The 21,392-nt window shown below is 63.5% G+C and carries 19 protein-coding genes and 1 pseudogene; 4 read left to right on the top strand and 16 right to left on the bottom strand.

Annotation, left to right across the window (positions count from 1 at the left end):
* Nucleotides 1-11: 11 nt before the first annotated feature.
* Together AC07Y0_RS04765 and AC07Y0_RS04760 are read right to left on the bottom strand one after the other, a co-directional pair.
* Nucleotides 12-1,520, bottom strand: a complete 1,509-nt coding sequence (locus AC07Y0_RS04765) for an amino acid ABC transporter permease/ATP-binding protein (RefSeq protein WP_498675031.1) — start codon at nucleotides 1,518-1,520, stop codon at nucleotides 12-14.
* 60 nt (nucleotides 1,521-1,580) lie between these two features.
* Entirely contained in the window at nucleotides 1,581-2,417 is an 837-nt protein-coding gene (locus tag AC07Y0_RS04760; protein WP_498675029.1) for an ABC transporter substrate-binding protein, read from the bottom strand.
* 228 nt (nucleotides 2,418-2,645) lie between these two features.
* On the opposite strand from AC07Y0_RS04760, the gene AC07Y0_RS04755 reads away from it, so the two are divergent.
* Nucleotides 2,646-3,716, top strand: coding sequence for a LacI family DNA-binding transcriptional regulator (locus AC07Y0_RS04755; RefSeq protein WP_498675028.1), 1,071 nt, complete (start codon nucleotides 2,646-2,648; stop codon nucleotides 3,714-3,716).
* 34 nt (nucleotides 3,717-3,750) lie between these two features.
* On the opposite strand, the gene AC07Y0_RS04750 is transcribed toward AC07Y0_RS04755, so the two are convergent.
* The 9 genes from AC07Y0_RS04750 to AC07Y0_RS04710 form a co-directional block, all read right to left on the bottom strand.
* On the bottom strand, nucleotides 3,751-4,098 hold the full coding sequence (locus AC07Y0_RS04750) for a cupin domain-containing protein (RefSeq protein ID WP_498675025.1): 348 nt from the start codon (nucleotides 4,096-4,098) through the stop codon (nucleotides 3,751-3,753).
* Between the two features lie 63 nt (nucleotides 4,099-4,161).
* Nucleotides 4,162-5,487 (bottom strand): NAD(P)/FAD-dependent oxidoreductase, encoded by a 1,326-nt coding sequence (locus AC07Y0_RS04745; protein ID WP_498675023.1) that lies wholly within the window; start codon nucleotides 5,485-5,487, stop codon nucleotides 4,162-4,164.
* A gap of 11 nt (nucleotides 5,488-5,498) precedes the next feature.
* Nucleotides 5,499-6,389 (bottom strand): ABC transporter permease, encoded by an 891-nt coding sequence (locus AC07Y0_RS04740; RefSeq protein ID WP_498675019.1) that lies wholly within the window; start codon nucleotides 6,387-6,389, stop codon nucleotides 5,499-5,501.
* Between the two features lie 41 nt (nucleotides 6,390-6,430).
* Nucleotides 6,431-7,381, bottom strand: coding sequence for an ABC transporter permease (locus AC07Y0_RS04735; protein WP_498675016.1), 951 nt, complete (start codon nucleotides 7,379-7,381; stop codon nucleotides 6,431-6,433).
* A gap of 126 nt (nucleotides 7,382-7,507) precedes the next feature.
* Entirely contained in the window at nucleotides 7,508-9,172 is a 1,665-nt protein-coding gene (locus AC07Y0_RS04730; RefSeq protein ID WP_498675014.1) for a peptide ABC transporter substrate-binding protein, read from the bottom strand.
* Between the two features lie 136 nt (nucleotides 9,173-9,308).
* Entirely contained in the window at nucleotides 9,309-10,640 is a 1,332-nt protein-coding gene (locus AC07Y0_RS04725) for an NAD(P)/FAD-dependent oxidoreductase (protein ID WP_498675013.1), read from the bottom strand.
* Nucleotide 10,641: 1 nt separating this feature from the next.
* Nucleotides 10,642-11,355, bottom strand: a complete 714-nt coding sequence (locus tag AC07Y0_RS04720; protein WP_498675011.1) for an SDR family NAD(P)-dependent oxidoreductase — start codon at nucleotides 11,353-11,355, stop codon at nucleotides 10,642-10,644.
* Nucleotides 11,352-11,837, bottom strand: coding sequence for a MarR family winged helix-turn-helix transcriptional regulator (locus AC07Y0_RS04715; RefSeq protein WP_498675008.1), 486 nt, complete (start codon nucleotides 11,835-11,837; stop codon nucleotides 11,352-11,354). The genes AC07Y0_RS04720 and AC07Y0_RS04715 overlap by 4 nt, the downstream gene beginning before the upstream one ends.
* A 300-nt stretch (nucleotides 11,838-12,137) precedes the next feature.
* Nucleotides 12,138-13,778 (bottom strand): ABC transporter ATP-binding protein, encoded by a 1,641-nt coding sequence (locus AC07Y0_RS04710; protein WP_498675006.1) that lies wholly within the window; start codon nucleotides 13,776-13,778, stop codon nucleotides 12,138-12,140.
* 98 nt (nucleotides 13,779-13,876) lie between these two features.
* Here AC07Y0_RS04710 and AC07Y0_RS04705 point away from each other — a divergent pair.
* Nucleotides 13,877-14,812, top strand: a pseudogene (locus AC07Y0_RS04705) (type II toxin-antitoxin system HipA family toxin); the annotation flags it as partial.
* A 184-nt stretch (nucleotides 14,813-14,996) separates the two neighbouring features.
* Nucleotides 14,997-15,518 (top strand): DUF995 domain-containing protein, encoded by a 522-nt coding sequence (locus tag AC07Y0_RS04700; protein ID WP_498675004.1) that lies wholly within the window; start codon nucleotides 14,997-14,999, stop codon nucleotides 15,516-15,518.
* Nucleotides 15,519-15,684: 166 nt separating this feature from the next.
* On the opposite strand, the gene AC07Y0_RS04695 is transcribed toward AC07Y0_RS04700, so the two are convergent.
* Nucleotides 15,685-15,957 (bottom strand): hypothetical protein, encoded by a 273-nt coding sequence (locus AC07Y0_RS04695; protein ID WP_498675001.1) that lies wholly within the window; start codon nucleotides 15,955-15,957, stop codon nucleotides 15,685-15,687.
* A gap of 150 nt (nucleotides 15,958-16,107) precedes the next feature.
* Nucleotides 16,108-17,100, bottom strand: a complete 993-nt coding sequence (gene galE / locus AC07Y0_RS04690) for a UDP-glucose 4-epimerase GalE (RefSeq protein WP_498675000.1) — start codon at nucleotides 17,098-17,100, stop codon at nucleotides 16,108-16,110.
* Nucleotides 17,101-17,361: 261 nt separating this feature from the next.
* Between galE and AC07Y0_RS04685 the strand changes: the two genes are divergently transcribed.
* Complete coding sequence (locus AC07Y0_RS04685; RefSeq protein ID WP_498674998.1) at nucleotides 17,362-18,318, top strand: glycoside hydrolase family 26 protein; 957 nt, start codon at nucleotides 17,362-17,364, stop codon at nucleotides 18,316-18,318.
* Nucleotides 18,319-18,406: 88 nt separating this feature from the next.
* Here the strand turns inward: AC07Y0_RS04685 and AC07Y0_RS04680 are convergent, their stop codons facing one another.
* The 3 genes from AC07Y0_RS04680 to AC07Y0_RS04670 are packed head-to-tail and all read right to left on the bottom strand — an operon-like array spanning nucleotide 18,407 to nucleotide 21,390.
* On the bottom strand, nucleotides 18,407-19,381 hold the full coding sequence (locus AC07Y0_RS04680; RefSeq protein ID WP_498674995.1) for a glycoside hydrolase family 26 protein: 975 nt from the start codon (nucleotides 19,379-19,381) through the stop codon (nucleotides 18,407-18,409).
* A 17-nt stretch (nucleotides 19,382-19,398) separates the two neighbouring features.
* Nucleotides 19,399-19,965 (bottom strand): DUF995 domain-containing protein, encoded by a 567-nt coding sequence (locus AC07Y0_RS04675; protein ID WP_498674993.1) that lies wholly within the window; start codon nucleotides 19,963-19,965, stop codon nucleotides 19,399-19,401.
* Between the two features lie 21 nt (nucleotides 19,966-19,986).
* Nucleotides 19,987-21,390 (bottom strand): UDP-glucose dehydrogenase family protein, encoded by a 1,404-nt coding sequence (locus AC07Y0_RS04670; protein ID WP_498674991.1) that lies wholly within the window; start codon nucleotides 21,388-21,390, stop codon nucleotides 19,987-19,989.
* Between the last annotated feature and the right edge of the window lie 2 nt (nucleotides 21,391-21,392).

Below are 21,392 nucleotides of genomic sequence, written 5' to 3'. Positions count from 1 at the left end.
CCTCTGCGCCATCAAAGCACTTCCGCAAGGAAGCGCTGCAGACGCGGGCTCTGCGGGTTGTCGAAGATCGCCCCGGGCGTGCCGGCTTCCACCACACGCCCCTCGTCCATGAACACGACCTGATCGGCGACCCGGCGGGCAAAGCCCATTTCATGGGTGACGACGACCATGGTCATGCCGCGTCCGCCAAGGTCGGCCATCAGGTTAAGGACACCCTTGACCAGTTCCGGATCGAGCGCGCTCGTCACCTCGTCGAACAGGATGACCTCCGGTTCCATGGCGAGCGCCCGGGCGATCGCCACCCGCTGCTGCTGGCCGCCCGAAAGGCCGCCGGGGCGGTGATGCTGCCGGCTCTCCAGCCCGACATCGGCCAACCGCGCCTTGGCGATGCGCTCGGCTTCGGCCATAGGCAAGCCCTTGATCTTGGTCAGCGACAGCATGACGTTTTCGAGCGCCGTATGGTCGGGAAAGAGGTTGAAGTGCTGGAAGACCATGCCGACCCGTCGGCGCAGCGTTTCGGGCTTCATCGACAGGATGCTTTCGCCGTCGATCTGGATGTCGCCGCTCTTCGGCTCGACGAGACGGTTGAGGCCGCGCAGCAGCGTCGACTTGCCGGAGCCGGACGGACCGATGATGCAGGTGACGCTGCCCGGCTTCACCGAAAGATCGACGCCCTTGAGCACATCGAGGTCGCCATAAGCCATGCCGAGATTGCGCACGTCGAGGCTGCCGCCCTTGAAGGCGGTCCCGGAGGCGCGGGCGGCGGCGTCGAGTTCGCTGACCTCCTCCAGCCCGCTGGTTACGGCCGAAGGACGCTGCTTGCCCAGTCTCAGGCGATTGTCGATGGCGTTGACGACATGGGTGAGCGGCACGGTGACGAAGAGGTAGAACACGCCGGCCAGAAGCAGCGGCGAAAGATTGCCCGTCACGACCGCCTGGTCCTGCCCGACACGAAAGATCTCGCGCTCGGAGGCCAGCAGGCCGAGGAAGTAGACGAGGCTGGAATCCTTGACGTTGCCGATGAACTGGTTGACCAGCGCCGGCAGCACGCGGCGCACGCCCTGCGGCACGACGATCAGCCGCATGCCCTGGCCGTAGCTCATCGACAGCGCCCGGCAGGCCTCCATCTGGCCGCGGTCGACGCTCTGGATGCCGGAACGGAAGATCTCGCCGATATAGGCGCCGGCGATCAGGCTGAGCGCCAGGATGCCGAGCGGATAGGGCGAGGGGCCGAACAGTTCGCGGCCGATGCGGGCAAATCCCTGCCCGATCAGCAGAATGGTGACGATGGCCGGCAGGCCACGGAAGATATCGGTATAGAGGCGCGCGGGAATGCGCAGCCAGGCCGAGCGGGAAATGCCCATGATGGCGAGCACCATGCCGATGACGACGCCCAGCACCGTCGAGGCGGCCGCAAGGATCAGCGTGTTCTTCAGGCCGACGGTGATCATGGTCGGCAGCACTTCGGCCATCGCGTTCCAGTCAAGGAAACTGCGGCGCAGGTTTTCGAGCCAGTTCATCAGGAAATCCCTTGGAGGAAAGACCGGTCCGACCGACAGGGTCGGACCGGCAAGGCGGCATCACTGCTTGGGAAGATACGAATCCGGCATCGGCGTGCCGGGGAACCATTTTTCGTGCAGGGTCTTCCAGGTGCCGTCCTGCATGGCTTCATGCAGGGCCTTGTTGATCGCTTCGCGCAGCGCGTCATTGCCCTTGCAGATGACGAAGCCGGCCGGCGCGTCGAAGCTCGGAATGTTGACCCCGACCTTCAGGTCGGCATAGCGGGCGGAATAGTCCTTGGCGGCCTCGTAGTCGAGGAAGTGGGCGTCGACCGTGCCGTTGTTGAGCCCGGAGATGGCGGAGTTGTTGTCCGGGAACTTCACCAGATCGGCGCCGGTGAAATTCTTCTCGGCATAGATTTCCTGCAGCGTGCCCTGCACGACGCCGAGACGCTTGCCCTTGAGGCTCGCGGCGTCGGTGATGCCGGCATCCGGCGTCAGCACGGTGAGGAAGCCCGCGAGATAGCCATCGGAGAAGTCGACGGTCTCCTTGCGCTTGTCGGTCGTGCCGATGGCGGCCGCCGCAACATCGAAGCGGCCGTTGGCGACCGAGGGCATGAGCGCGGAGAATTCCTGCCCGGTGAAGATCACCTGGTCCTTCTTGAAGCCGAGGCGCTCGGCGATGTTGAGGAAGAGCTCGATGTCAAATCCGGAAAAATTGCCGTCGGCGGTGGTGAAGGCATAGGGCTTGGCGTCCCCCATCGTGCCGACGCTGATGACGGCGGGGTCGATGAGGCCGAGCGGATTGTCCTGGGCAAGCGCCGGGATTGCGGCACCGGCCAGCACGCCGAAGGCAAGCGCGACGGCGGTCGCACGCATCCGGGCAAAGGGGGCATTGAAGGCTTCGATGAATTGCATTGGTTTCGTCTCCTCTGGTGATCTTGTCTGCGAGGTCTTCAGGGCGCACGGGTCCCATCCGAAAGGCGGCAAAACCCGCCCGTCCGGCCCGTGCAGTTCGCATGTCGGCACTTGTTTTTCTTACCTCAGAGACCGGTCTCAAATTGAAAGAGACCGGTCTCTTTGACTTTTGCCAATTGTTATAGACGCATTTGCCAATCGTCAATATCTCTTGTAAGGCTACCGCTCATGGAACAGAGCCCGCCCCGAAATACGTCCGTCACAGTGGCCGATGTCGCACGCATGGCGGGCGTCTCGAAGGCGACGGCCGCCCGTGTGCTGGGCGGATACGGAACCGTCAGCGAACGGGTGCGCGAAGCCGTGACCGCCGCCGCCCGCGCCCTCAACTACCGGCCGAACGAACTGGCCCGCAGCATGACCACGGGACGCTCGGGCACGATCGGCGTGGTGGTGGGCGACATCGAGAACCCGTTCTTCAGCCTCGCGGTCAGGGGCATTACCGACATTGCCCGGCAGGCGGGTTTCACCGTCATCCTGATCAATTCCGGCGAGGACGCGGAAACGGAAAAGGCCGCGATCCGCACGCTGCTCGCCAAGCGCGTGGACGGCCTGATCGTCTCTCCGGCCCGCGAGAGCGATATCGACCATCTGAGGGAAGCGACGCGCTCCGGCCGGCCGATGGTGCTGCTCGACCGCGGCAGCGAGATGCTCGGCGTCGACACGGTGGTCGCCGACGATCGGCATGCGGCGGAAGGCATCACGCGCCGGCTGATCGCGCGCGGGCACAAGCACATCGCCTATCTCACCGCCTGCGACACCCCGGACCACCGCTTTCATACGCCGGCCGACATCAATACGGGCTCGGTGCGCCGCCGCATCGAGGGCTTTCTCGGTGTCTGCCGGGAGGCCGGCCTCAAAGGGATCGAAGACTGGGTGCATGTCGGCGCGACGACGCCGGAGCATACCCATCGCATCGTCGAGGCCATGCTCACCTCGGCACAGCGTCCGACGGCGATCATCGCCTCCGACAGCGTGATCGGTCTCGAAGTCTTCAAACTCTGCCGCGAGCTTGGCATCCGCATCCCGCACGATCTGTCGCTGGTGTCGTTCCACGACGCCGACTGGACCTCGGTCACGACGCCGCCGGTCACCGTCGTGCGTCAGCCGGTCTATAAGCTGGGCGAGACGGCGGCCAGGCTGCTGGTCGAGCGCATGAACGGAGACGAAGCGCCGGCGACGCGCATCGTGCTGCAGACGGACCTGGTGGAACGCGCCTCCGTCGCCGACGCACCCGCATAGACGTTCCGCCAGGCGCGTCGGCGAGCGGAGCCTTTTAGGGCTTCGGAACGACGGTTGCGAGCTTGCGGAAGGGCGACAGGATCTCCAGACGGCTCGGCACGCCTTTGGCGATGCTGACGATCGAACCGGGGCCGATCTTCACCGGCTCCTCCTCCGCCTGCGCATACATCGCCTCGCCTTCGACGACGACGAACGTCTCTTCGAGATCACGGCCCGGATAGTTGTAGATGCCGGGCTCGGCCTTCCACACCGCGACGATCGTGCCGTTCTCCATCGGATCCTGCCAGATCGCCCGGCGATAGGAACCGCCCTCGCGCCCCTCGGCCGGCATGGCGGGGGTCAGGTCGATGTCGTCGGCAATGTTGTAGATCGGCATGCTCATGGCAGTCTCCTTGGTTGTCCGTGGTGTCGGCCCGCGCGGCGGCGGGCTTCTCGAGGTGAAGGGTCAGGCGTGCGGCGGCAGGTCCGCTCCGGAAAGCCGGGTCTGGAGGTTGTCGCGCAGTCGGTAGTAGCGAAGCGTCAGCGCGGGGCCGAAATTCATGTAGAAGGGTGCTGCGGCCAGCGGCTCGAGCTTCAGCGCGAGTTCGTTCTGCGGCTTGCCGAGCGCCCATTCCGACAGGATCGAGCCGAGCATCGAACCGGTCGGCACGCCGCGGCCCGACAGACCCGTGAGCGCCACGACGCCGGGCGCCAGGTCGTAGAAACGCGGCACCGTGCGGTACTGCATGTCGAGCTCGCCGAACCAGAAATACTCCCAGCGGATCTCTTCGTGGATCTGCGGATGCAGCCACTTCAGCCGATCGCTCATCACCTGGCGCGTATAGGCAATATCGCGGCCGCGCCTTCCCATCGGGAACATCGAGGCGACGATCCGGCCTTCGGCATTGTACTTGTAGACGTAGATGTCGCCGCGCCCGTCGTGGATCGTCGTGTTGCGCGGCAGGACGGTCCGGTGCGTCTCCTCAGAGAGCACCTGGGTCGCGGCGACGAAGACGCGCTGGATCTTGAACGTGCGGTCGAGCTTCGGCCAGCCGCCGACCGTGTAGGCGCCGGTGGTGAAGATGACCTTGTCGGCGATCGCATGGCCCTGCTCCGTCCTCACCTCCCAGCCGCCGCCGGCATGGCGGTCGCAGGAAAGCGCCGCCGATCCGGTGAAGATCCTGCCGCCCTCCTGCAGGACGGCACCGGCAAGGCCCCGGGCATAGCTCAGCGGATTGAGATGGCCCGCCTCCTCGTGCAGCCATCCGCCGTGAAAACGCGGGCTGCCGGTGATCGCCGCGACCTCGTCCCGGCCGATCAGGCGGGTCCGTGCCCCCACCGCATTGTAGGTCTCGACCTTGTGCCTGATCTCGTCGAGCGCGCCCCTGTGCGGCGCGCCCATGACATAGCCGTTCTGCACCCATTCGCAGTTGATCTGGTAGTCGCGGATCATCGCCGAGACGCGGTCATTTGCCCGGGTCTGTCGCTCGATCAGCCGCTCCGCCCAAGGCTCGCCCAGCATGTCCCTCAGTTCGGGCAGGCTGTAGTGGGTGAAGGTCGGCGTGCAATGGCCGGCATTGCGACCCGAACCGCCAAAGCCCGCCTCTTCGCGCTCCAGCACCACGACGCTGACGCCGGCCTTGGCGAGTTCGAGCGCCGTCGTCAGTCCCGCATAGCCGGCACCGACGATGCAGACATCGGCCTTCGCCGCAGCGGCCAGAGGCTCGGTCCGGGGTGCGGGTCTTGCCGTCGCATACCAGAGCGTGACGTCGAAGGGCGAAAAGGCCGCCATGGTCCGCTCCCTCAGTTCAGATCGCTGCGGGCGTCGAGCGCGTCGCGCAGGCCGTCGCCGATGAAGTTGAAGCTGGTGACCGCGAGCGTGATCGCCACACCGGGAACGATGGCAAGCCAGGGCGCCTTGTCGAGATATTGCTGCGCACCGTTGAGCATGTTGCCCCAGCTCGGCAGGGGCGGCTGGATGCCGTAGCCGAGGAAGCTGATATAGGCTTCGAGCAGGATGGCGCGGGCGACCGTCAGCGTGGCCGCGACGATGATCGGCCCGACCGCGTTCGGCAGAAGCTCGCGGAACATGATCCAGCCGTTGGGCAGCCCCACCATGCGCGCCGCCAGAACGAAATCGCGTTCCCGCAGCGAACGCACCTCCGCCTCGACCAGCCGGGCGATCTCCATCCAGCTCGTGACGGCGATGATCACGGTGATCGTGAAGGGGCTGGGCTTGACGAAGGCCGCCAGCGCCAGCAGCAGGAAGATGCTGGGGAAGGACAGGAAGGCGTCGACGAAACGCATCAGCACGGCGCCGACCCGGCCGCCGTAATAGCCGGCGACGACACCGATCACCGTGCCGATCAGCGTCGACAGGATCATGGCGAAAAAGCCGACCAGCAGCGAGATGCGGCCGGCGTTGAACAGGCGGGCGGCGATATCGCGGCCCAGCGGATCCGTGCCGAAGATGTGATAGCCGGTCAGCGGCGGAGCGAACCGGGCGCGCAGGTCGATATAGAGTTCGTCATAGGGCAGGATGTGCGGCCCGAACACGCAAGCAAGGATCATCATGCTGATCATGACGAGGCCGACCACGGCGAGCTTGTGACGGGCAAACCGGCGGACCGTGCGGCCCTGCCACCAGCGGGAACTGGCTGCGGCAGCGGAGGAAGGGAGCGTTGCGGCGGACATGATCTCTCCTATGTGTGACGGCAGCTGTCGCGGAACAGGCTTCATCCGAGCCGGATGCGAGGATCGACGAGGGCGACCAGCAGGTCGGCGAGCAGACTGCCGAACAGCACGAGAATGGCGGAAAACATCAGCAGGCCCATCACCACCGGATAGTCATGGTAGCCGAGGCTATCGAGGAAAAGGCGCCCCATGCCCGGCCAGGTGAAGACCGTTTCCGTGACGAGCGCACCGCCGAGAATGGTCGGAAGCTGCAGCCCGGCAAGCGTGATCATCGGCAGCAGCGCATTGCCGACCACGTGTTTCATCAGCACCCGGCGCGGCGTCAGCCCCTTCGCCCGTGCCGTGCGCACGAAGTCCTGGTTGATGACGTCGAGCGTCGCCGTCCGCATGTAGCGGCTCCACACCGCGATGTTGACGAGGGCGAGCACGAGGCTCGGCATTATCAAATGGATGGCGTAGTCGTAGAGCGACTGGTCGCCGATCGTGTACATGTTGCCGGCCGGCAGCCACTTGAGCTTCAGCGCGAAGACGTAGATGGCGACGAGGCCGAACCAGAAGGTCGGGATCGAGAGTGCGACCATGGCGCCGACGGTGGCGGTGTAGTCGAAGAGCGAATAGCGCTTCGTCGCTCCCTTGATGCCGATCCACGTGCCGATCAGGATCGAGATCAGCGTCGACGAGACCATCAGCAGCAGAGTTGCGAACAGATGGCCGGAGATGATCTCCAGGACGGGTCTTTGATCGCGATAGGACTTGCCCCAGTCCCCCTGCAGGAGGCGCCAGGCCCAGTCGAAATATTGGATCGGCAGCGGGCGGTCGAGGCCCATCTGCTGGGCGATGCGGTCGAGCGCCTCACGCGTCATGCCGGGCGTCAAGGCAAACTGCGACAGCGGCCCGCCGGGCGCGAGGTTCAGGACGGCAAAGCCGATGATCGAGACCAGCACGAGCAGCACGAGGCTCTGCGAGAGCCGGTTCAGTAGATAGGTCAGCATGGGCGTAACTCCGGGTCAGTCGAGCGGACACGACAGAGGATCGTCAGCGGCAATGGACGGCGCGCCGGCGCGTTAGGGCCGGCCGCGGTGGATGGCCGGGCTCCGAAGAGCCCGGCATTGCAACGATCAGCTCAGGCTCCAGCTTCCGACGTTCCAGGTGTCGATGCGGGTGTTGATGTTGAACTTGACGTTCTCGATACCCTGCCGGTGGCCACGCACCTTGGCGTACTGGAAGAGCGGCAGGAACGGCAGTTCCTTGCGCATGATCTCCTGGATCTTCAGATAGGCGACCTTGCGGTCCTCCGGCACGAAGAGGCTGCCGCCCTTGGCCAGCAGGTCGTCCACTTCCTGGTTGGCGTACTGCCAGGTGTTCTGGCCGGAGCCGCCCTTGGCCGGGCTGGAGGTGGAGCGGAAGAAGTCGGAGGTGTCCGGATCAGGCCCGGTCAGGAAGTCGAGGCCGACGATGACCGTGTCGAACTGCGAGAGCATCCAGTAGTCGCCCCACATGACGGCCGGCGGCAGGTTGGAGATGGTCATCTCCACGCCGAGATCCTTGAACGACTGCTGCATGTACTGCTGCACCTGTTCGCGGATGTGGTTGCCCGCCGTGGTCGAGCAGGTGAAGGCGAGCTTCACGCCGTCCTTGGCGCGGATTCCGTCGGCGCCCGGCGCCCAGCCGGCGTCGTCGAGCAGTTGCTTGGCCTTGTCCATCGAATATTCGTGCTTCGGCAGGTCCGGATTGTAGTAGATCGACTGCTGCGGCATGTAGCTTTCGGTCGGCGTCGGCAGGCCGTAGTAGAGCGCATCGATGATCGATTGCTTGTCGATCGCATGGTAGAGCGCCTCGCGCACCGCCGGATCCTTGAACTGCGGACGTTCCATGTTGAAGGTGAAGGACTCGACGGTGGAGGCCGGATCGACGGTCACGACCTTGCCTTCGAGCGCCTTGGCTTCGTCATAGTGGTCGGGCGTGATCCACTGCAGGCCGACCACGTCGATGTCGCCGGTCTTGAACTGCGTGTACATGACGTTGAGATCTGGAATGTATTTGTAGATCACCCGCTCGACATGGGGGCCGTCGGCAAAATAGTCGGCGTTGGCCTCGAGCAGGATATAGTCGCCCGCGACGCGCTCCTTCCACTTGAACGGCCCGGTGCCGATTGGCGCATTGTTGTAGGCGGCGGTGTTCTTGTCGGCTTCCGCGCCGAGAATGTGCTTCGGGGTGATGAAGGTGGACGCGAGGATCGACGGATAGGGCGCGAAGGGCCTTTCCATCTTCCAGGTGAGCTCGGTCGGCGAAACGACCGTCAGCTCGCGGACCAGTTCATGACCCGTCTTGCGCCAGGAACGGAAGTTGGGATCGACCAGAAGTTCGAGGGTGAACTTCACGTCTTCGGCGGTGAACGGCGTCCCGTCATGCCATTTCACGTCGTCGCGCAGCTTCACCTTCCACGACAGACCATCGGCGGAAATGCCGCCATTCTCGACGGTCGGAACCTCGGCGGCGAGCGCGGCGACGAACTTGCCCGTCTCATCGACGTAGAAGAGCGGGTCGAAGATGCTGAAATGAATGCCTTCATCGACCTCGATATGCGGCATGTGCGGGTTGAAGACGGTGGGCTCCTGCGAGAAGCCGACGGTCAGCTGGCCCTTCGGCGTCTTGGATTCCTGCGCCAGGGCGCGGGTCAGTCCCGGCAGGCCGGAGAGGACCACCCCGGAAGTGCCGAGCGCCAGCAGGCCGAGAACCTGACGGCGTGTCGTATGCATGAACGGCTTTTTCTGTTCGGACATTTTAGTTCCCCTTCATCCGATGGATTGCTTTGATCTCATGTCGTTGCGTCCGCCTCTTCGGGCGGTAGGCCTCCCCTCGGCAGTTGCCTGCCGCATGCATCGGAGACAGGCGGCCAGGCCGCCTGCCCCCTCACCTTTAGAAGCCGCTGATCAGTTCGATCTTCGAACCATCGGAAAAGCGGCTGAAACGGAAATCGCGGCGATCGACGAGCGGTGTGCGGCCGGTGACGATATCCGCCATCAGCCGGCCCGCCGCCGGACCGATGCCGAAGCCATGGCCGGAAAAACCGGTGGCGACGTGGAAGCCGGGGATCGCGTCGATGGCGTCGATGACCGGAACAGCGTCCGGCGTCACGTCGATCATGCCGCCCCAGCGCTGGGCGATCTCGGCCTTCTTGAACACCGGGAAGGCCTGCGACAGGCGTTTCAGGGCCGCGTCGGCCATGGCCTTGGAGGGGATGGGATCGAGCACGCGGTTGTATTCGAAGGGCGACGCCTCATCGAGCGCCCAGCGCCGCGGAATCCGGGCCTCGTCGAAGAATCGGCCGCCGAGCCGGAGCCGAAGCGAGCGCCATTCATGCGACAGGGCCGGCAGGAATTTCAGCGCATGGCGGAAGGAATCCGGCACGATGTCGACGATGTTCTGAAAACCGTCGGCGATCGTGTAGCCGCCGTCCTGGCGCTTGCGCAGCGCAAAGCCGCTCGCCCACAGGGCCTCCTCCGGTCCTCCCTCCAGCGGCTTCGTGCGAAGGACCGAGTTCAGGACCTTCAGCTGCGGCAGGTCGAGGCCGTTATTGCCGAGGAAGAGGCTGGACCAGGCACCGCCGGCGAGCACGACCGACTTGCAGGCGATCTCCCCCCGTTCGGTCACGACGCCCGACACGCGGCCGCCGGACAGCTGAAGGCCGCGAACGGCGCATTCGGTGAGGATATGAGCACCGCGATCGCGTGCAGCTTCGGCAATGGCGGGCGCTGCCTTCTGCGGCTCGGCGCGGCAATCGCCGGCCGTGTAGAGCGCGCCCGCGATCTTCATCGTATTGCCGGGATATTTCGCGTTGAACTCAGCGGCACTCAGCATGCGGGATTCGATCTGGTAGCCTTCGAGGTTCCGGTTCCAGCGTTCATGCTCATCGAACTGCTTGTCGTCCGCGCAGGTGAAAACGATTCCCGATCGCGTGAAACCCGTCTCGCGACCCGTGCGCCGATTGAGATCAGCCCAGATCCGCAGCGATTCAGCCATCAGCGGCACCTCGCGCGGGTCCCGCCGGGAGATGCGCACCCAGCCCCAGTTGCGGCTGGATTGCTCGTGGCCGATGCCGCCCTTTTCGCAGAGCGCGACCCTCAGGCCGCTGTCCGCAAGTTCCAGGGCAGTCGAAGTTCCGATGATCCCGCCACCGATGACGACGACATCCACCTCTTTGGGCAGGTCGACATCGCCATGGACGGGAACGACATAAGGACCGGGCATGTCAGAAAAATTCCTCAAGCTGGCAGTTGACGGCGAATTCGGCGACGGACGCTTCGTTCGGAAGGGAAAGCAGCATGGCGATGATGCGGGCGAGATCGTCCGGCTGCGTCAGCTGATCGCTGGCGCGATCGGTGAGTGCGGCCGCCATGTCGGTGGCGACGAAGCCGGGGCACACCGCGGTGGCGCGCACGCCCTTGTCGAAACCGGTCTGGCGGATGGCGTGCGCAAGCGCGACGGCCGCAAATTTCGACAGCGAGTAGCTTCCTGCAGCGGCCGACTTGACCCGCTTGCCGGAGAGCGAGGCGAGGATGATGACTCGGCCCCGGCCCGTTGCGCACAGCGCCTCCCAGGCCGCCTTCGCCAGCCGCCGCGGCGTCTTGACGTTGACCGACATCATGGCCTCGATGTCGTCGTCATCGGCTTCGATGACCGTCTTCGGGATCATGATGCCGGCATTGGCGACCAGCGCGTCGATCCGGCCGAAGCGGTCGAGTGCCTGGCGCACCCAGCGCGCTTCGCCGCCCACGTCGCCCGCATCATAGGCCGCAAGCTGAACCCGGTCCTCATGGCCCGCGGCCCAGCCCGGCATGACCGGCGTACGCATGCCGAGCGAGACCGACCAGCCCTGCTGCAGCAGTTCGGCGGCGACATGGCTGCCGATGCCGCGACTGGCGCCGGAAATGAGCGCGACGGAACCTTTGGGATGACCGTTCATGAAAGCCCCACAATCCGCCGATAGGCGCGCCGAAGAATGTCGATGAGCAGCTTCTGCTCGTCTTCCGGAATGAAGGAGAAGAAGTCGCGGGACTGCTTGGGCACGATCTCGCGAACCTTGACCGCAAGGGCCGCCCCCGTCTCGGTGATGTAGAGTTCCTGCGCGCGGCTGTCTTCGGGCGAGACTTCGCGCCGGATCAGACCGTGGTCGACCATCTGGTCGATGAGCCGGCCCATGGCCGAACGGTCCCTCAGGATCAGATGGGCGATCACGGACGGGCGGATGCCCGGATAGTCGTCGACCAGCAGCAATGTCGTGATCTTTCCGGTTCCCTTCGCCACGTCCAGCCCCTCGAGCCTTTCGTCGAGATCACGGGAAACGGCGATGTTGACGGTGCGGATGTAGAAGCTCAGCGTATCTTCCAGGACATCGATGTTGATGTCCTGCGGCATGGTCGGCGGTTTGGCAGGCGGTTTGCTCATGGGGGTTCCGTTCGAATGGACAAAAGGGCTCCCGTCCGGCAACGCGCTCTCCAGCGCGCCGTCGTCAGGGTCTTCCGGCCATGTCGTAGTGCAATTTCGTGCCCATATGAAAGGGCAATTAGTGGATAATATCAACTATTTTCTTGGCATAATTTTGATTATTTTCACTTTAATATCAATGATTTAACAAAAAGAAGCGTCAACGCCGGCCCTGCGAAAAGCCAGCGGAAAGAGGGCCGCAAAGGCCGGAACGGGACTGGTGGGAGGGGGCCACCCCCCGCCATTGGTCGCCGTTCGTGATCAGACAGCCACTGCGGCCGGTTCCCAGTCGGCGCCGGGGATCGCGGCGACGAGCTTGCGGGTATAGTCGTGCTGCGGATCGCGGAAGATCCGCGTCGGCGGGCCCTGCTCGACCACCACGCCCTTGTGCATGACCAGCACCTCGTCGCAGATCTGGCTCGCGACCCGCAGATCGTGGGTGATGAAGATCATCGCGACCTTCGTCTCCCTCTGCACCCGGGCCAGAAGCTCAAGGATCTGCGCCTGGATCGACACATCGAGGGCCGAGACCGCCTCGTCAGCCACCAGGACCAGCGGATCGAACATCAGCGCCCGGGCAATCCCGATGCGCTGGCGCTGGCCGCCGGAGAACTCGTGGGGAAAGCGGTCATAGGACTGCTCGTCGAGCCCCACCACTGCGAGGAGCCTGAGCGCCTTGGCGCGCGCCTCCTGAACCGTGGTGCCGTGCGCCACCGGCCCGACCGTCAGGATCCTGCCGATCGTATGGCGCGGATTGAGCGAGGCGAAGGGATCCTGGAAGATCATCTGGATATAGGGCCGAAGCGGCCGGAAACTCTCTTCCGTCATTTGGGCAATGTCGCGCCCGTCAAAATGGATCGCGCCGCCGTCCGGCTCCAGGAGCTTGAGAAGCACCCGGCCGAGCGAGGACTTTCCCGATCCGCTTTCGCCGACAACCCCGAGCGTCTGGCCCTTGCGCAGGCTGAAGCTGATGCGATCCACCGCCTTGACCACCCGTCCCTTGCGGAAGAATGACCCGGTGCTGCGATACTCCTTTTCGAGGTTTTCGACCGTGAGCACCACCGGAGGCTCCTCGCTGACGGCTCCGGCGTTCGCCCGCATGCGCGGTACGGCGGCGACGAGGCGTTGCGTGTAGGGATGCGCGGGATGGACGAGAACCTGGTCCGCCCTGCCCTGCTCCACCACGAAGCCCTTTTCCATCACCACGACCCGGTCGGCGATCTCGGCGACCACGCCGAAGTCGTGGGTGATGAACATCACGCTCATGCCCTTGCGCTTCTGGATCTTGCGGATGAGATCGAGGATCTGCGCCTGGGTGGTGACGTCGAGAGCGGTCGTCGGCTCGTCGGCGATCAGCACGTCCGGATCGAGCGCAAGGGCCATGGCGATCATGACGCGCTGGCGCTGGCCGCCGGACAAGCGGAACGGATATTGCAGACGCATCAGCGGCGGATCGGGCAGCCCGACCTCTTCGAGCAGGTCGAGAACCTTTTGCCTGCGGCTCTCCGCCGTACCATAGCGGTGCGCCTCCAGCACCTCGGCGATCTGGTCGCCGACGGTCATCAGCGGATTGAGGGCAGACAGGGGGTCCTGGAAGATGATCGATACCGCCTGGCCGCGAAGCGGCCTGAGCGTCTCCTCGCGGGCGGCGAGAATGTCCATTCCCTTGAAGTGGATTTCGCCGGTGCTGACTTTGATCACGGGCGAGAGGAGCCCCATGATCGCGTTGGCGGTCACGGATTTTCCCGATCCGGACTCACCGATGATGCAGAGGATTTCTCCTGCACGGAGATCGAATGAAATGTTCTTGACCGCATGGGTGCGCTCCATTCCCGGCGGCAGATCCACCGTGAGATTGCGAACGGACAGCACCACGTCGGCCGACGTGGAGGTTTGCGACATAAGTTCCCCTTGTTTTTTGTCAACTATGTTCGCTTGGTCAGCACTTACCGTGCGCGGGAGATAGTGGACTATATCCACTATATTGTCCAGTGATCGTCGCCCTGGAAACAGAGGATGTCCCCCGCCTTGCCGCGCAAGCCTCGCTGGACGAACTCCTGGAAGCGGCGGAACTCATCGAAAAGGGCTCCCCTCTTACGCCCGCGCTCGACCAGGTCCTCAATCACGGCGCCTCGGTCGGCGGCGCGCGCCCCAAGGCGCTGATCAATGACGGCACGAAGAAATTCATCGCCAAATTCTCCGCAAGCAACGACACGTATAGCGTCGTGAAGGCCGAATTCATCGCGATGAAGCTGGCAAGCGCCTGTGGGCTCAACGCAGCTTCAGTTTCGATGACCCATGCCGCTCGCAAGGACGCGCTACTGATCGAGCGATTCGACCGCACGCGCACACAGGCTGGCTAGGCACGGCGCGCGATGGTCTCGGCGCTGACCATGCTTGGCCTTGACGAGATGCTGGCGCGCTATGCCTCCAACGAGGATCTGGCGGAACTGATCCGCCATCGTTTCAGCGATCCCAAGGACACGTTCAAGGAGCTTTACGGCCGGATCTGTTTCAACGTGCTGTGCAGCAAAACCGACGACCATGCGCGCAACCATGCCGCCTTTTGGGACGGCAAGATGCTGACCCTGACGCCAGCCTATGACATCTGCCCGCAGAACCGCACGCGCAACGAAGCCACGCAGGCTATGTTGATCAAGGGCGGCGGCCGCGCCAGCACCCTGAAAACCTGCCTTGCGGCCGCGCCTGATTTTCACCTGAAAGAGGTGGAAGCCGCAGCGCTGATCGAGCGCCAGATCACGGCGATCGCCGAACACTGGCAAGAGGTCTGCGACGAAGCCGACCTGAGCCACGTCGACCGCAAGCTGTTCGCCGGGCGTCAGTTCCTCAACAGCTACGCCCTTGAGGGGCTCGATGACCATACGGCCCTGCAGAACGCGTTTCGTGCCGCTCGGGATCTGCTGATCTCAGGATGAGTCGCCCGAGATTAAGGCGACGCGGCGGCTCAAGCGCAGTCGGTCAGACCCATCGCGCGCAGCGCAGGGCAAGCTGATGCCTATAGCGCCACATGGAGAAAATCCGCACTGTCGTTTGGTCCAAGAGCATGGTAGAAAGAACAATGATAGAAATAATAGAGACTTAGGTAGTATCGAGAGGCCGATGAAAAACCCCTTCCATTCCCACACCGTTAGAGTGACAGCATTCATGCTAACCCTCCTGGCAACGACCAACGTCAATTCGGCGGATGTCATTGACCAGGCGCCTGAGCAGGCGGTGGAGGCACGCCCTCTGACGACTGGCGAACTCTACGACATCTACGCAAACCGCACCTGGATCTGGGAGGACGGCGCGGGCTATTTCGAGGTCGCCGCCCGCCGCTTCACGGCCTTCACAAAGAGCGGACGTAACGGAAGCTATGCCGAGGGTCGATGGTTCCTGACGAATCCGGGACGCGCCTGTTTTCGCGCGACCTGGTCTGCCGCGGATGGGAATGCCGAGGCCCTGACCTGCTTCGAACACAAAACGGACGGCAGAACGATCTCGCAACGTCGGCTGCCAGACGGTGAGTGGTATGTGTTCAGCCACCTTCCCCGCCAGACCGGCGACGAGATCCTCAAGCTGAAGACCGGCAATCGCGTAGCCGCCAGCTACGAGCGTAACAAGCTGGCTCTTTCTCGATAGCGAGGGACGAACGCCCACCGCTTGCCGTGGCGTGATTAACGACGTCGCGCAACCTGCGTCGTTCGCACATTGCCACCCGTCAGCTCCCAACCCGGATCGACGAGTCGGGGTGGTGGACCGGGTGGAAACTCATGGGAGGTGGGGCAGCACCGCACCTCCCATGGTATCAGAGCATGCTCGCGCGCTGGACGCATCGACCCTTCTGGCCGAAGCCGCTCGGCATGCAGACATAGGCCGAGCCCGACACGCGTACCTTTTTGCGCATCTGGGGCCACAGCGGCGTCGTCTGGGCAACCGCCTTCACCATCGGAGCTCCCCTCTTTTCGGCGAAACTCGGCGCAGCCGTGAACGACAGGCAGGCCGTCGCCAGCATGATCCTGGCGATCACGTTCGGGAGGCGTCGCTTCGGGGCGCGATCGACGGATGGGCTGTCTGGCATGGAATCGTATCCTCTTGGGTTGGCACCGCCGGCACTCCCGGCTTTGGAATCAGTCTAAAAGACGAATATTAACGTCCACTAACACTGATCCCGGCAATTCTAAGGAATCGCGGGTGATGACCGATTTTTTTCGTTTGGAGGACACGGAATTCAGCCAGCAGGGTGCCGGGCCTTCTTCTTGAGGTGCCACCGCCAAGCCGTCTCCACGATCTCGCCGATGGAACTGTGTGTCGGCTGCCAGCCGAGGACGGCGCGCGCCCTCGAGGCATCCGCGACCAGCACCGCCGGGTCTCCGTCTCGCCGCGCGCCGCGTCGATGGGGAACCTCAAGACCCGTGACCGTCCGGACGGCCTCGATGACCTGCATGACCGAACAGCCGGCGCCGGTGCCAAGATTGAGCGCCTGCGACGCCTCCCCGGCGAAAAGCGCGTCGAGGGCCCTTACATGGGCATCGGCGAGATCGGTGACGTGGATATAGTCCCGAATGCAGGTCCCGTCGGGAGTGTCGTAGTCCGAGCCGTAGACGGTTACGTCCTCGCCCTGCTGATCCGCGGCCGCCAGCACGAGCGGAATGATGCGGGTTTCCGGATCGTGGTCCTCGCCAATCTCGCCGTCCGGATCGGCGCCCGCGGCATTGAAATAGCGCAGCGCGATCCATTGCAGGCCGTGCGCGATTTCGAAATCCGGCAGCATCCGTTCGAACATCAGCTTCGACATCCCGTAGGGATTGATCGGCCGCTGTGCATCGGTCTCGGCTATCGGCACCCTGTCGGGAATGCCATAGGTCGCGCAACTGCTCGAAAAGATGAGACGCTTCACGCCCTGAGCGATCATCGCCTCGAGCAAAGCGAGGCTGCCGCCGACGTTATTGCTGTAATACTTTCCGGGGTCGGCAACGGATTCGCCCACATAGGCGAAGCCCGCGAAATGCATCGCCGCCTCCGGTCGATAACGCGAGATGACCTCGTCGAGCCGTCGACGGTCGCGCACGTCGCCATGCTCGAAAGGCCCCCAGCGCACGGCCTCGCGATGGCCGTTAACCAGGCTGTCGTAGGTAATTGGCCGATAGCCGCGCGCGGCCAGCTCCTTGCAGACGTGGGAGCCGATATATCCGGCTCCGCCGGTGACGAGAATGGTCTTCATCTTGCTGTACCGGTCCAAGTGTTTCTTCTTCTCTCAGCGTTACGATAAAAGCCGGCCACAAAGCTACCAAACTTTCGGCCGAATCACGCCGTAGGGCCTGCCGGGGCCTGGACGCGAATTGAGTTCGCTGCGGTGAGCGACATCGCTGCATCAACTGCGGTCCCCAAATGCGAGAACTCGTTAGAAGACAACGGATCGCTTTAGCATTTCCGAAATCACGTGATGGGAGAATGACGATTGGTTCACCTAGGAACGATGGTGATGAAGGGCATTGTGATGGGCTTGGTGTCGATAGCCGTTCTCGCGCTGGGCGGCGTGGCGGCGATCCCGGCGACGGCCCCGAAGGGCGTGACGGAGGAGAACGCGCGGGTCGCCCTCGGCGTCTACGATCCTCATCGCGAATTCGCCGGCGAAAGCGACGTGGATATCGAGCACATCTTCGTCTACTGGCAGGCGCTGGACGTCCAGGATCTGAAGGGCCGGCTCGCCTATGCGCGAAAGCGCGACCGCGCGATGATCGTCACCGTGGAACCCTATACCAAGGCCGCCAACTGGCGTGACGGCGGTGAACGGCTGTTCGGCGACATCACCGCCGGCAGATTCGACAAGCAGATCGATACCGTCTGTGGCGCAATGGGCGATTTTGGCGGCCGGCTGCTGGTCCGCTGGGGCCACGAGATGGAAGACGCCACGGGCCGCTATCCCTGGGCGCGAAAGGACAGTGAAGGCTACAAGTCGGCCTATCGATATTTCGTGGATGCCTGCCGTCGCCACGTGCCGGACGCAGCCTTCGTCTGGTCCCCGAAGGGCGAGAAGAATCTCGCGCGATACTATCCGGGAGATGCCCATGTCGACTATGTCGGCCTGGCAGTCTGGGGCCTTCAGGCCATGGATCGGGACTATTTCGGAGGCTGGCGCGATTTCCGGCAGACCTTCAGGGAAAAATACGACCGCGTCGCCGGCTTCGGCAAGCCGGTCCTGATCGCCGAGCTGGGTGTGTCGGGCGATGCGGCCTACCGGCGCGACTGGTTTGGCAGTCTCTATGACACCGTTTCCCGGCGCGGCGAGTTCGGCCTGCTGCAGGGCGTGGTCTATTTCAACGACAAGGAACCGCACCAGTGGCCGCTTGGTTACGGTGCCCCGGACTGGCGCATCAAGAGTGGTTGGTTCGCGAATGCCCGACGCCTGTCGACGGCCGTGGCCCAGAACACGCCCTGAGCGATATCCCTGGACCGAAACCCTCAATGGCAAAAGGGCCGGCTCATTGCCGGCCCTTCGTCTTTCACCATGTGCTCGGCCGAAGGCGTCAGCCGCGCTTCGGACGCTGCGGGTAGGACGGAGCGTCGCGCACGACCCGCCAGTTCGGCGTTCCGAGCCCGTGCGGCCAGGGCCAGACTTCCTTGTCGTTGAAGTAGACGACTTCCTCGAGCGCCGGGTACTCGGGATAGCCGAGCGTCGCTTCCTCGACCCACTTGGTGATGTATTCCTTGCTGCCTTCATACGCCAGTTCGGCGACCCAGATCGGCTTGCCGAACCCGGACGACTGTTCGTATCCCTGCTTCACGCTCTCCGCGAAGGAGCGCGGCCCGCCGAATTCGATCTTGTCGAAATCCTCGTAGCCGAACACGCTGAGACCGATGATGTCGACGAACTCGTCACCGGGATAGTAGTCCTGCAGACCCTTTTCGCCGCGCGGCGACCACATCATGGTGGCATTCGGCAGCGTCTTCTTGACGATCGCATGCATCCGCTTGAAGGCCTTGATATAGTCCGCCGGCGGCCACAGCGACCAGGTGAAGCGGCCGTAGGGGTTCTCCATCTCATGCGCCCAGCGGATAATGATCGGGCACTTGAAGCCGGAGACCGCGTCGCAGATGGCTTGCATGTTTGCGTCGTAGTAGCCGGAAAGGACGCGCTGGCGCAATTGGTTCGACGAGACGTTCCAGTCTAGGTCCCAGGACCAAGGCTCGACGGTGATGAGGATTTTGCGGCCGCGTTCGAAGGCATAGGCGTCTGCCATGCCCAGGCCGGACAGGTCGACGTCCTCCCAGGGCAGGAACAGGTGCTCGGTGACGTCGCCCTTCTCGTCCTTAAAATCGCCATAGGGGTCATAGGCGCCGAACCGGGATCCGTCAGGATGAATGATCGGACGCTTGTCCTTCATCACATCCCTGAAAGGTGCCGCGTCCTGCGCTTGTGTCCGCCCGGCGGCAAACACGAACGTGGCGCCGCCCGCGAGCGCGGCTGCGGTCCGGAACATTCCACGTCGGGACATACTCATGTTCTTCTCGCTCATCGTTAGTTGCCTTTCTGATTTGAATCCTTGGCGCCTATCTCGGCTTTGATCTTCGCTAATTCCTCAGATACAAGGTCCTCCTTCGTGAACTTGGCGTACTCGTCGGTCTCGAGCAGCGGCGTGTGCTTGAATGCATACCAATCTCCGCCGACCTCGCGGCGCTGGTAGATGATGCCGTCGGCCTGCTTGTGGAGGAAGCAGGTTCTGGCATCGCTTGTAGACGCGGGCTCATGCCAAGTGGAAACGAGACAGAGGCGCCCGCCGTCGGTGACGAGGAAACGGCCCTCGCCATACTTGGGACCATCCTTCCCACGCGTAAAGGCGAGGAACCGTCTCTCCTTGTCGAAGAAGCGCCCGGCGCCCTCGCTCCATCGCCACGAGCGATCCTTGATCAGCATGAAGATTTCGACCGCAGTCAGCGGCCGGCCATCGGCGGGCAACGGCTCCTGCGCAAGGACTGGCCCGACACCGAGCGCGATGGCCGCGGCGAGCGCGACAACGGCCTCTGTCCGTCTGCGTGCCTTGACGAGCTGGGCCCTGTATCTTGCCGGAACCAATCCCATTTCCATTCCCTTGCCTGCGAATTCGAACTACGCGAACTCTTCTTCCGCTTTCCGTGTGAAGGCGTTGATGTCGGGGCTCATGAACTGCGGCTCGAATTGCGCGATCGGATGCGGTTCAAGGCCGGTTCGTCCAATGGTTTCGACCGTAAATCCATATTTTGCCGCCTCCTCCGGCGGATAGACCCGACGCAGGTCGATCAGCAAATGCGACCGCATCACCGACGATAGCATCGCCAGATCAATATGTCTTATACTCTCCCAATCCGTCATTATAACTACCGCGTCGGCACCCTGCGAACATTGATATGGGTCAAGATGGTAGGTGACATCCTTCAAGATCTTCTTCGCCTGCTCGATGCCTTCAGGGTCATAGGCGTGCACGTCTGCGCCTGCTCTCTGCAGGAGCTCGATCAACGGAATGGACGGAGAATCGCGCATGTCGTCGGTGTCGGCCTTGAACGTCAGTCCGAGCACCGAGATCTTCTTTCCCTCCACTTTGCCGTGCATAATGTGACGCACCTTCAGCGCCATCCGGCGCTTGCGGGCGCTGTTAGCCGCGACGGTTTCCTCGACGATCCTCAGGTGGACGCCGAACTCCTGCGAGGTGCGCACCAGCGCCAGCGTATCCTTGGGGAAGCATGAGCCGCCATAGCCGGGACCCGCCTGGAGGAATTGCGGGCCGATGCGGCTGTCCGTTCCCATGCCAAGCGCCACGTCGGCAATGTCGGCATCCACGGCCTCGCACAGATCGGCCATCTCGTTGATGAAGGTGATCTTGGTCGCCAGGAACGCGTTCGCGGCGTACTTGATGAGTTCGGCGCTGCGGCGCTTGGTCTTGATCAGGCGATAGCCCTTCGCCTGCAAAGGCGCGTAAATGGCGCTCAACGTATCTTCGGACGCCTTGTCGTTGCACCCGATAACGATACGATCCGGCTCCATGAAATCTCCGATCGCGGATCCCTCGCGCAAGAATTCGGGATTGGATGCGACATGGATCGTGATGCCGGGACGAGTCTTCCTGACGATCCGCTCGACGGCGTCGCCTGTGCCGACGGGAACGGTGGACTTGTCGACGATCACCGCGCCGGGTTTCAGCACGGCGGCGAGCTCACGCGCGCATTCGTAGACAAAGGAGAGGTCGGCCTCGCCGTCGGTCTTGCGGGGTGGAGTGCCAACCGCGATGAACGCCGCATCGCAGGGCGCCGCGTCGGCGATCTTCGTCGAGAAGGTCAGCCGTCCGGCGGCCACACCCTCGTGGACGAGCGTCTCGAGGCCAGGCTCATAGATCGGAATGCCGCCCCTCTGCAGCATGACGATCCGTTCCGCGTCGATGTCGACGCAAATCACATCGTGGCCCATTTTGGCAAAACACGCGCCCGCGACCAAGCCCACATAGCCGGTGCCGACGACTGCAAGCTTCTTTCCAACCATTT

It is taken from the genome of Allorhizobium sp. GW101-3B10 (genome assembly GCF_059424725.1).
Note: the sequence above shows the minus strand (reverse complement) of the source record. Positions and strands in the feature narration are given on the sequence as shown.

What these genes read in the sequence shown, in the direction of transcription:
- AC07Y0_RS04760 (WP_498675029.1), bottom strand. Translation starts at nt 2,417, where the DNA reads ATGCAATTCATCGAAGCCTTCAATGCCCCCTTTGCCCGGATGCGTGCG.
- AC07Y0_RS04740 (WP_498675019.1), bottom strand. Translation starts at nt 6,389, where the DNA reads ATGTCCGCCGCAACGCTCCCTTCCTCCGCTGCCGCAGCCAGTTCCCGC.
- AC07Y0_RS04685 (WP_498674998.1), top strand. Translation starts at nt 17,362, where the DNA reads ATGAAGGGCATTGTGATGGGCTTGGTGTCGATAGCCGTTCTCGCGCTG.
- AC07Y0_RS04700 (WP_498675004.1), top strand. Translation starts at nt 14,997, where the DNA reads ATGAAAAACCCCTTCCATTCCCACACCGTTAGAGTGACAGCATTCATG.
- AC07Y0_RS04750 (WP_498675025.1), bottom strand. Translation starts at nt 4,098, where the DNA reads ATGAGCATGCCGATCTACAACATTGCCGACGACATCGACCTGACCCCC.
- AC07Y0_RS04755 (WP_498675028.1), top strand. Translation starts at nt 2,646, where the DNA reads ATGGAACAGAGCCCGCCCCGAAATACGTCCGTCACAGTGGCCGATGTC.
- AC07Y0_RS04765 (WP_498675031.1), bottom strand. Translation starts at nt 1,520, where the DNA reads ATGAACTGGCTCGAAAACCTGCGCCGCAGTTTCCTTGACTGGAACGCG.
- AC07Y0_RS04710 (WP_498675006.1), bottom strand. Translation starts at nt 13,778, where the DNA reads ATGTCGCAAACCTCCACGTCGGCCGACGTGGTGCTGTCCGTTCGCAAT.
- galE (WP_498675000.1), bottom strand. Translation starts at nt 17,100, where the DNA reads ATGAAGACCATTCTCGTCACCGGCGGAGCCGGATATATCGGCTCCCAC.
- AC07Y0_RS04670 (WP_498674991.1), bottom strand. Translation starts at nt 21,390, where the DNA reads ATGGTTGGAAAGAAGCTTGCAGTCGTCGGCACCGGCTATGTGGGCTTG.
- AC07Y0_RS04720 (WP_498675011.1), bottom strand. Translation starts at nt 11,355, where the DNA reads ATGAACGGTCATCCCAAAGGTTCCGTCGCGCTCATTTCCGGCGCCAGT.
- AC07Y0_RS04695 (WP_498675001.1), bottom strand. Translation starts at nt 15,957, where the DNA reads ATGCCAGACAGCCCATCCGTCGATCGCGCCCCGAAGCGACGCCTCCCG.
- AC07Y0_RS04725 (WP_498675013.1), bottom strand. Translation starts at nt 10,640, where the DNA reads ATGCCCGGTCCTTATGTCGTTCCCGTCCATGGCGATGTCGACCTGCCC.
- AC07Y0_RS04680 (WP_498674995.1), bottom strand. Translation starts at nt 19,381, where the DNA reads ATGAGTATGTCCCGACGTGGAATGTTCCGGACCGCAGCCGCGCTCGCG.
- AC07Y0_RS04715 (WP_498675008.1), bottom strand. Translation starts at nt 11,837, where the DNA reads ATGAGCAAACCGCCTGCCAAACCGCCGACCATGCCGCAGGACATCAAC.
- AC07Y0_RS04745 (WP_498675023.1), bottom strand. Translation starts at nt 5,487, where the DNA reads ATGGCGGCCTTTTCGCCCTTCGACGTCACGCTCTGGTATGCGACGGCA.
- AC07Y0_RS04735 (WP_498675016.1), bottom strand. Translation starts at nt 7,381, where the DNA reads ATGCTGACCTATCTACTGAACCGGCTCTCGCAGAGCCTCGTGCTGCTC.
- AC07Y0_RS04730 (WP_498675014.1), bottom strand. Translation starts at nt 9,172, where the DNA reads ATGTCCGAACAGAAAAAGCCGTTCATGCATACGACACGCCGTCAGGTT.
- AC07Y0_RS04675 (WP_498674993.1), bottom strand. Translation starts at nt 19,965, where the DNA reads ATGGAAATGGGATTGGTTCCGGCAAGATACAGGGCCCAGCTCGTCAAG.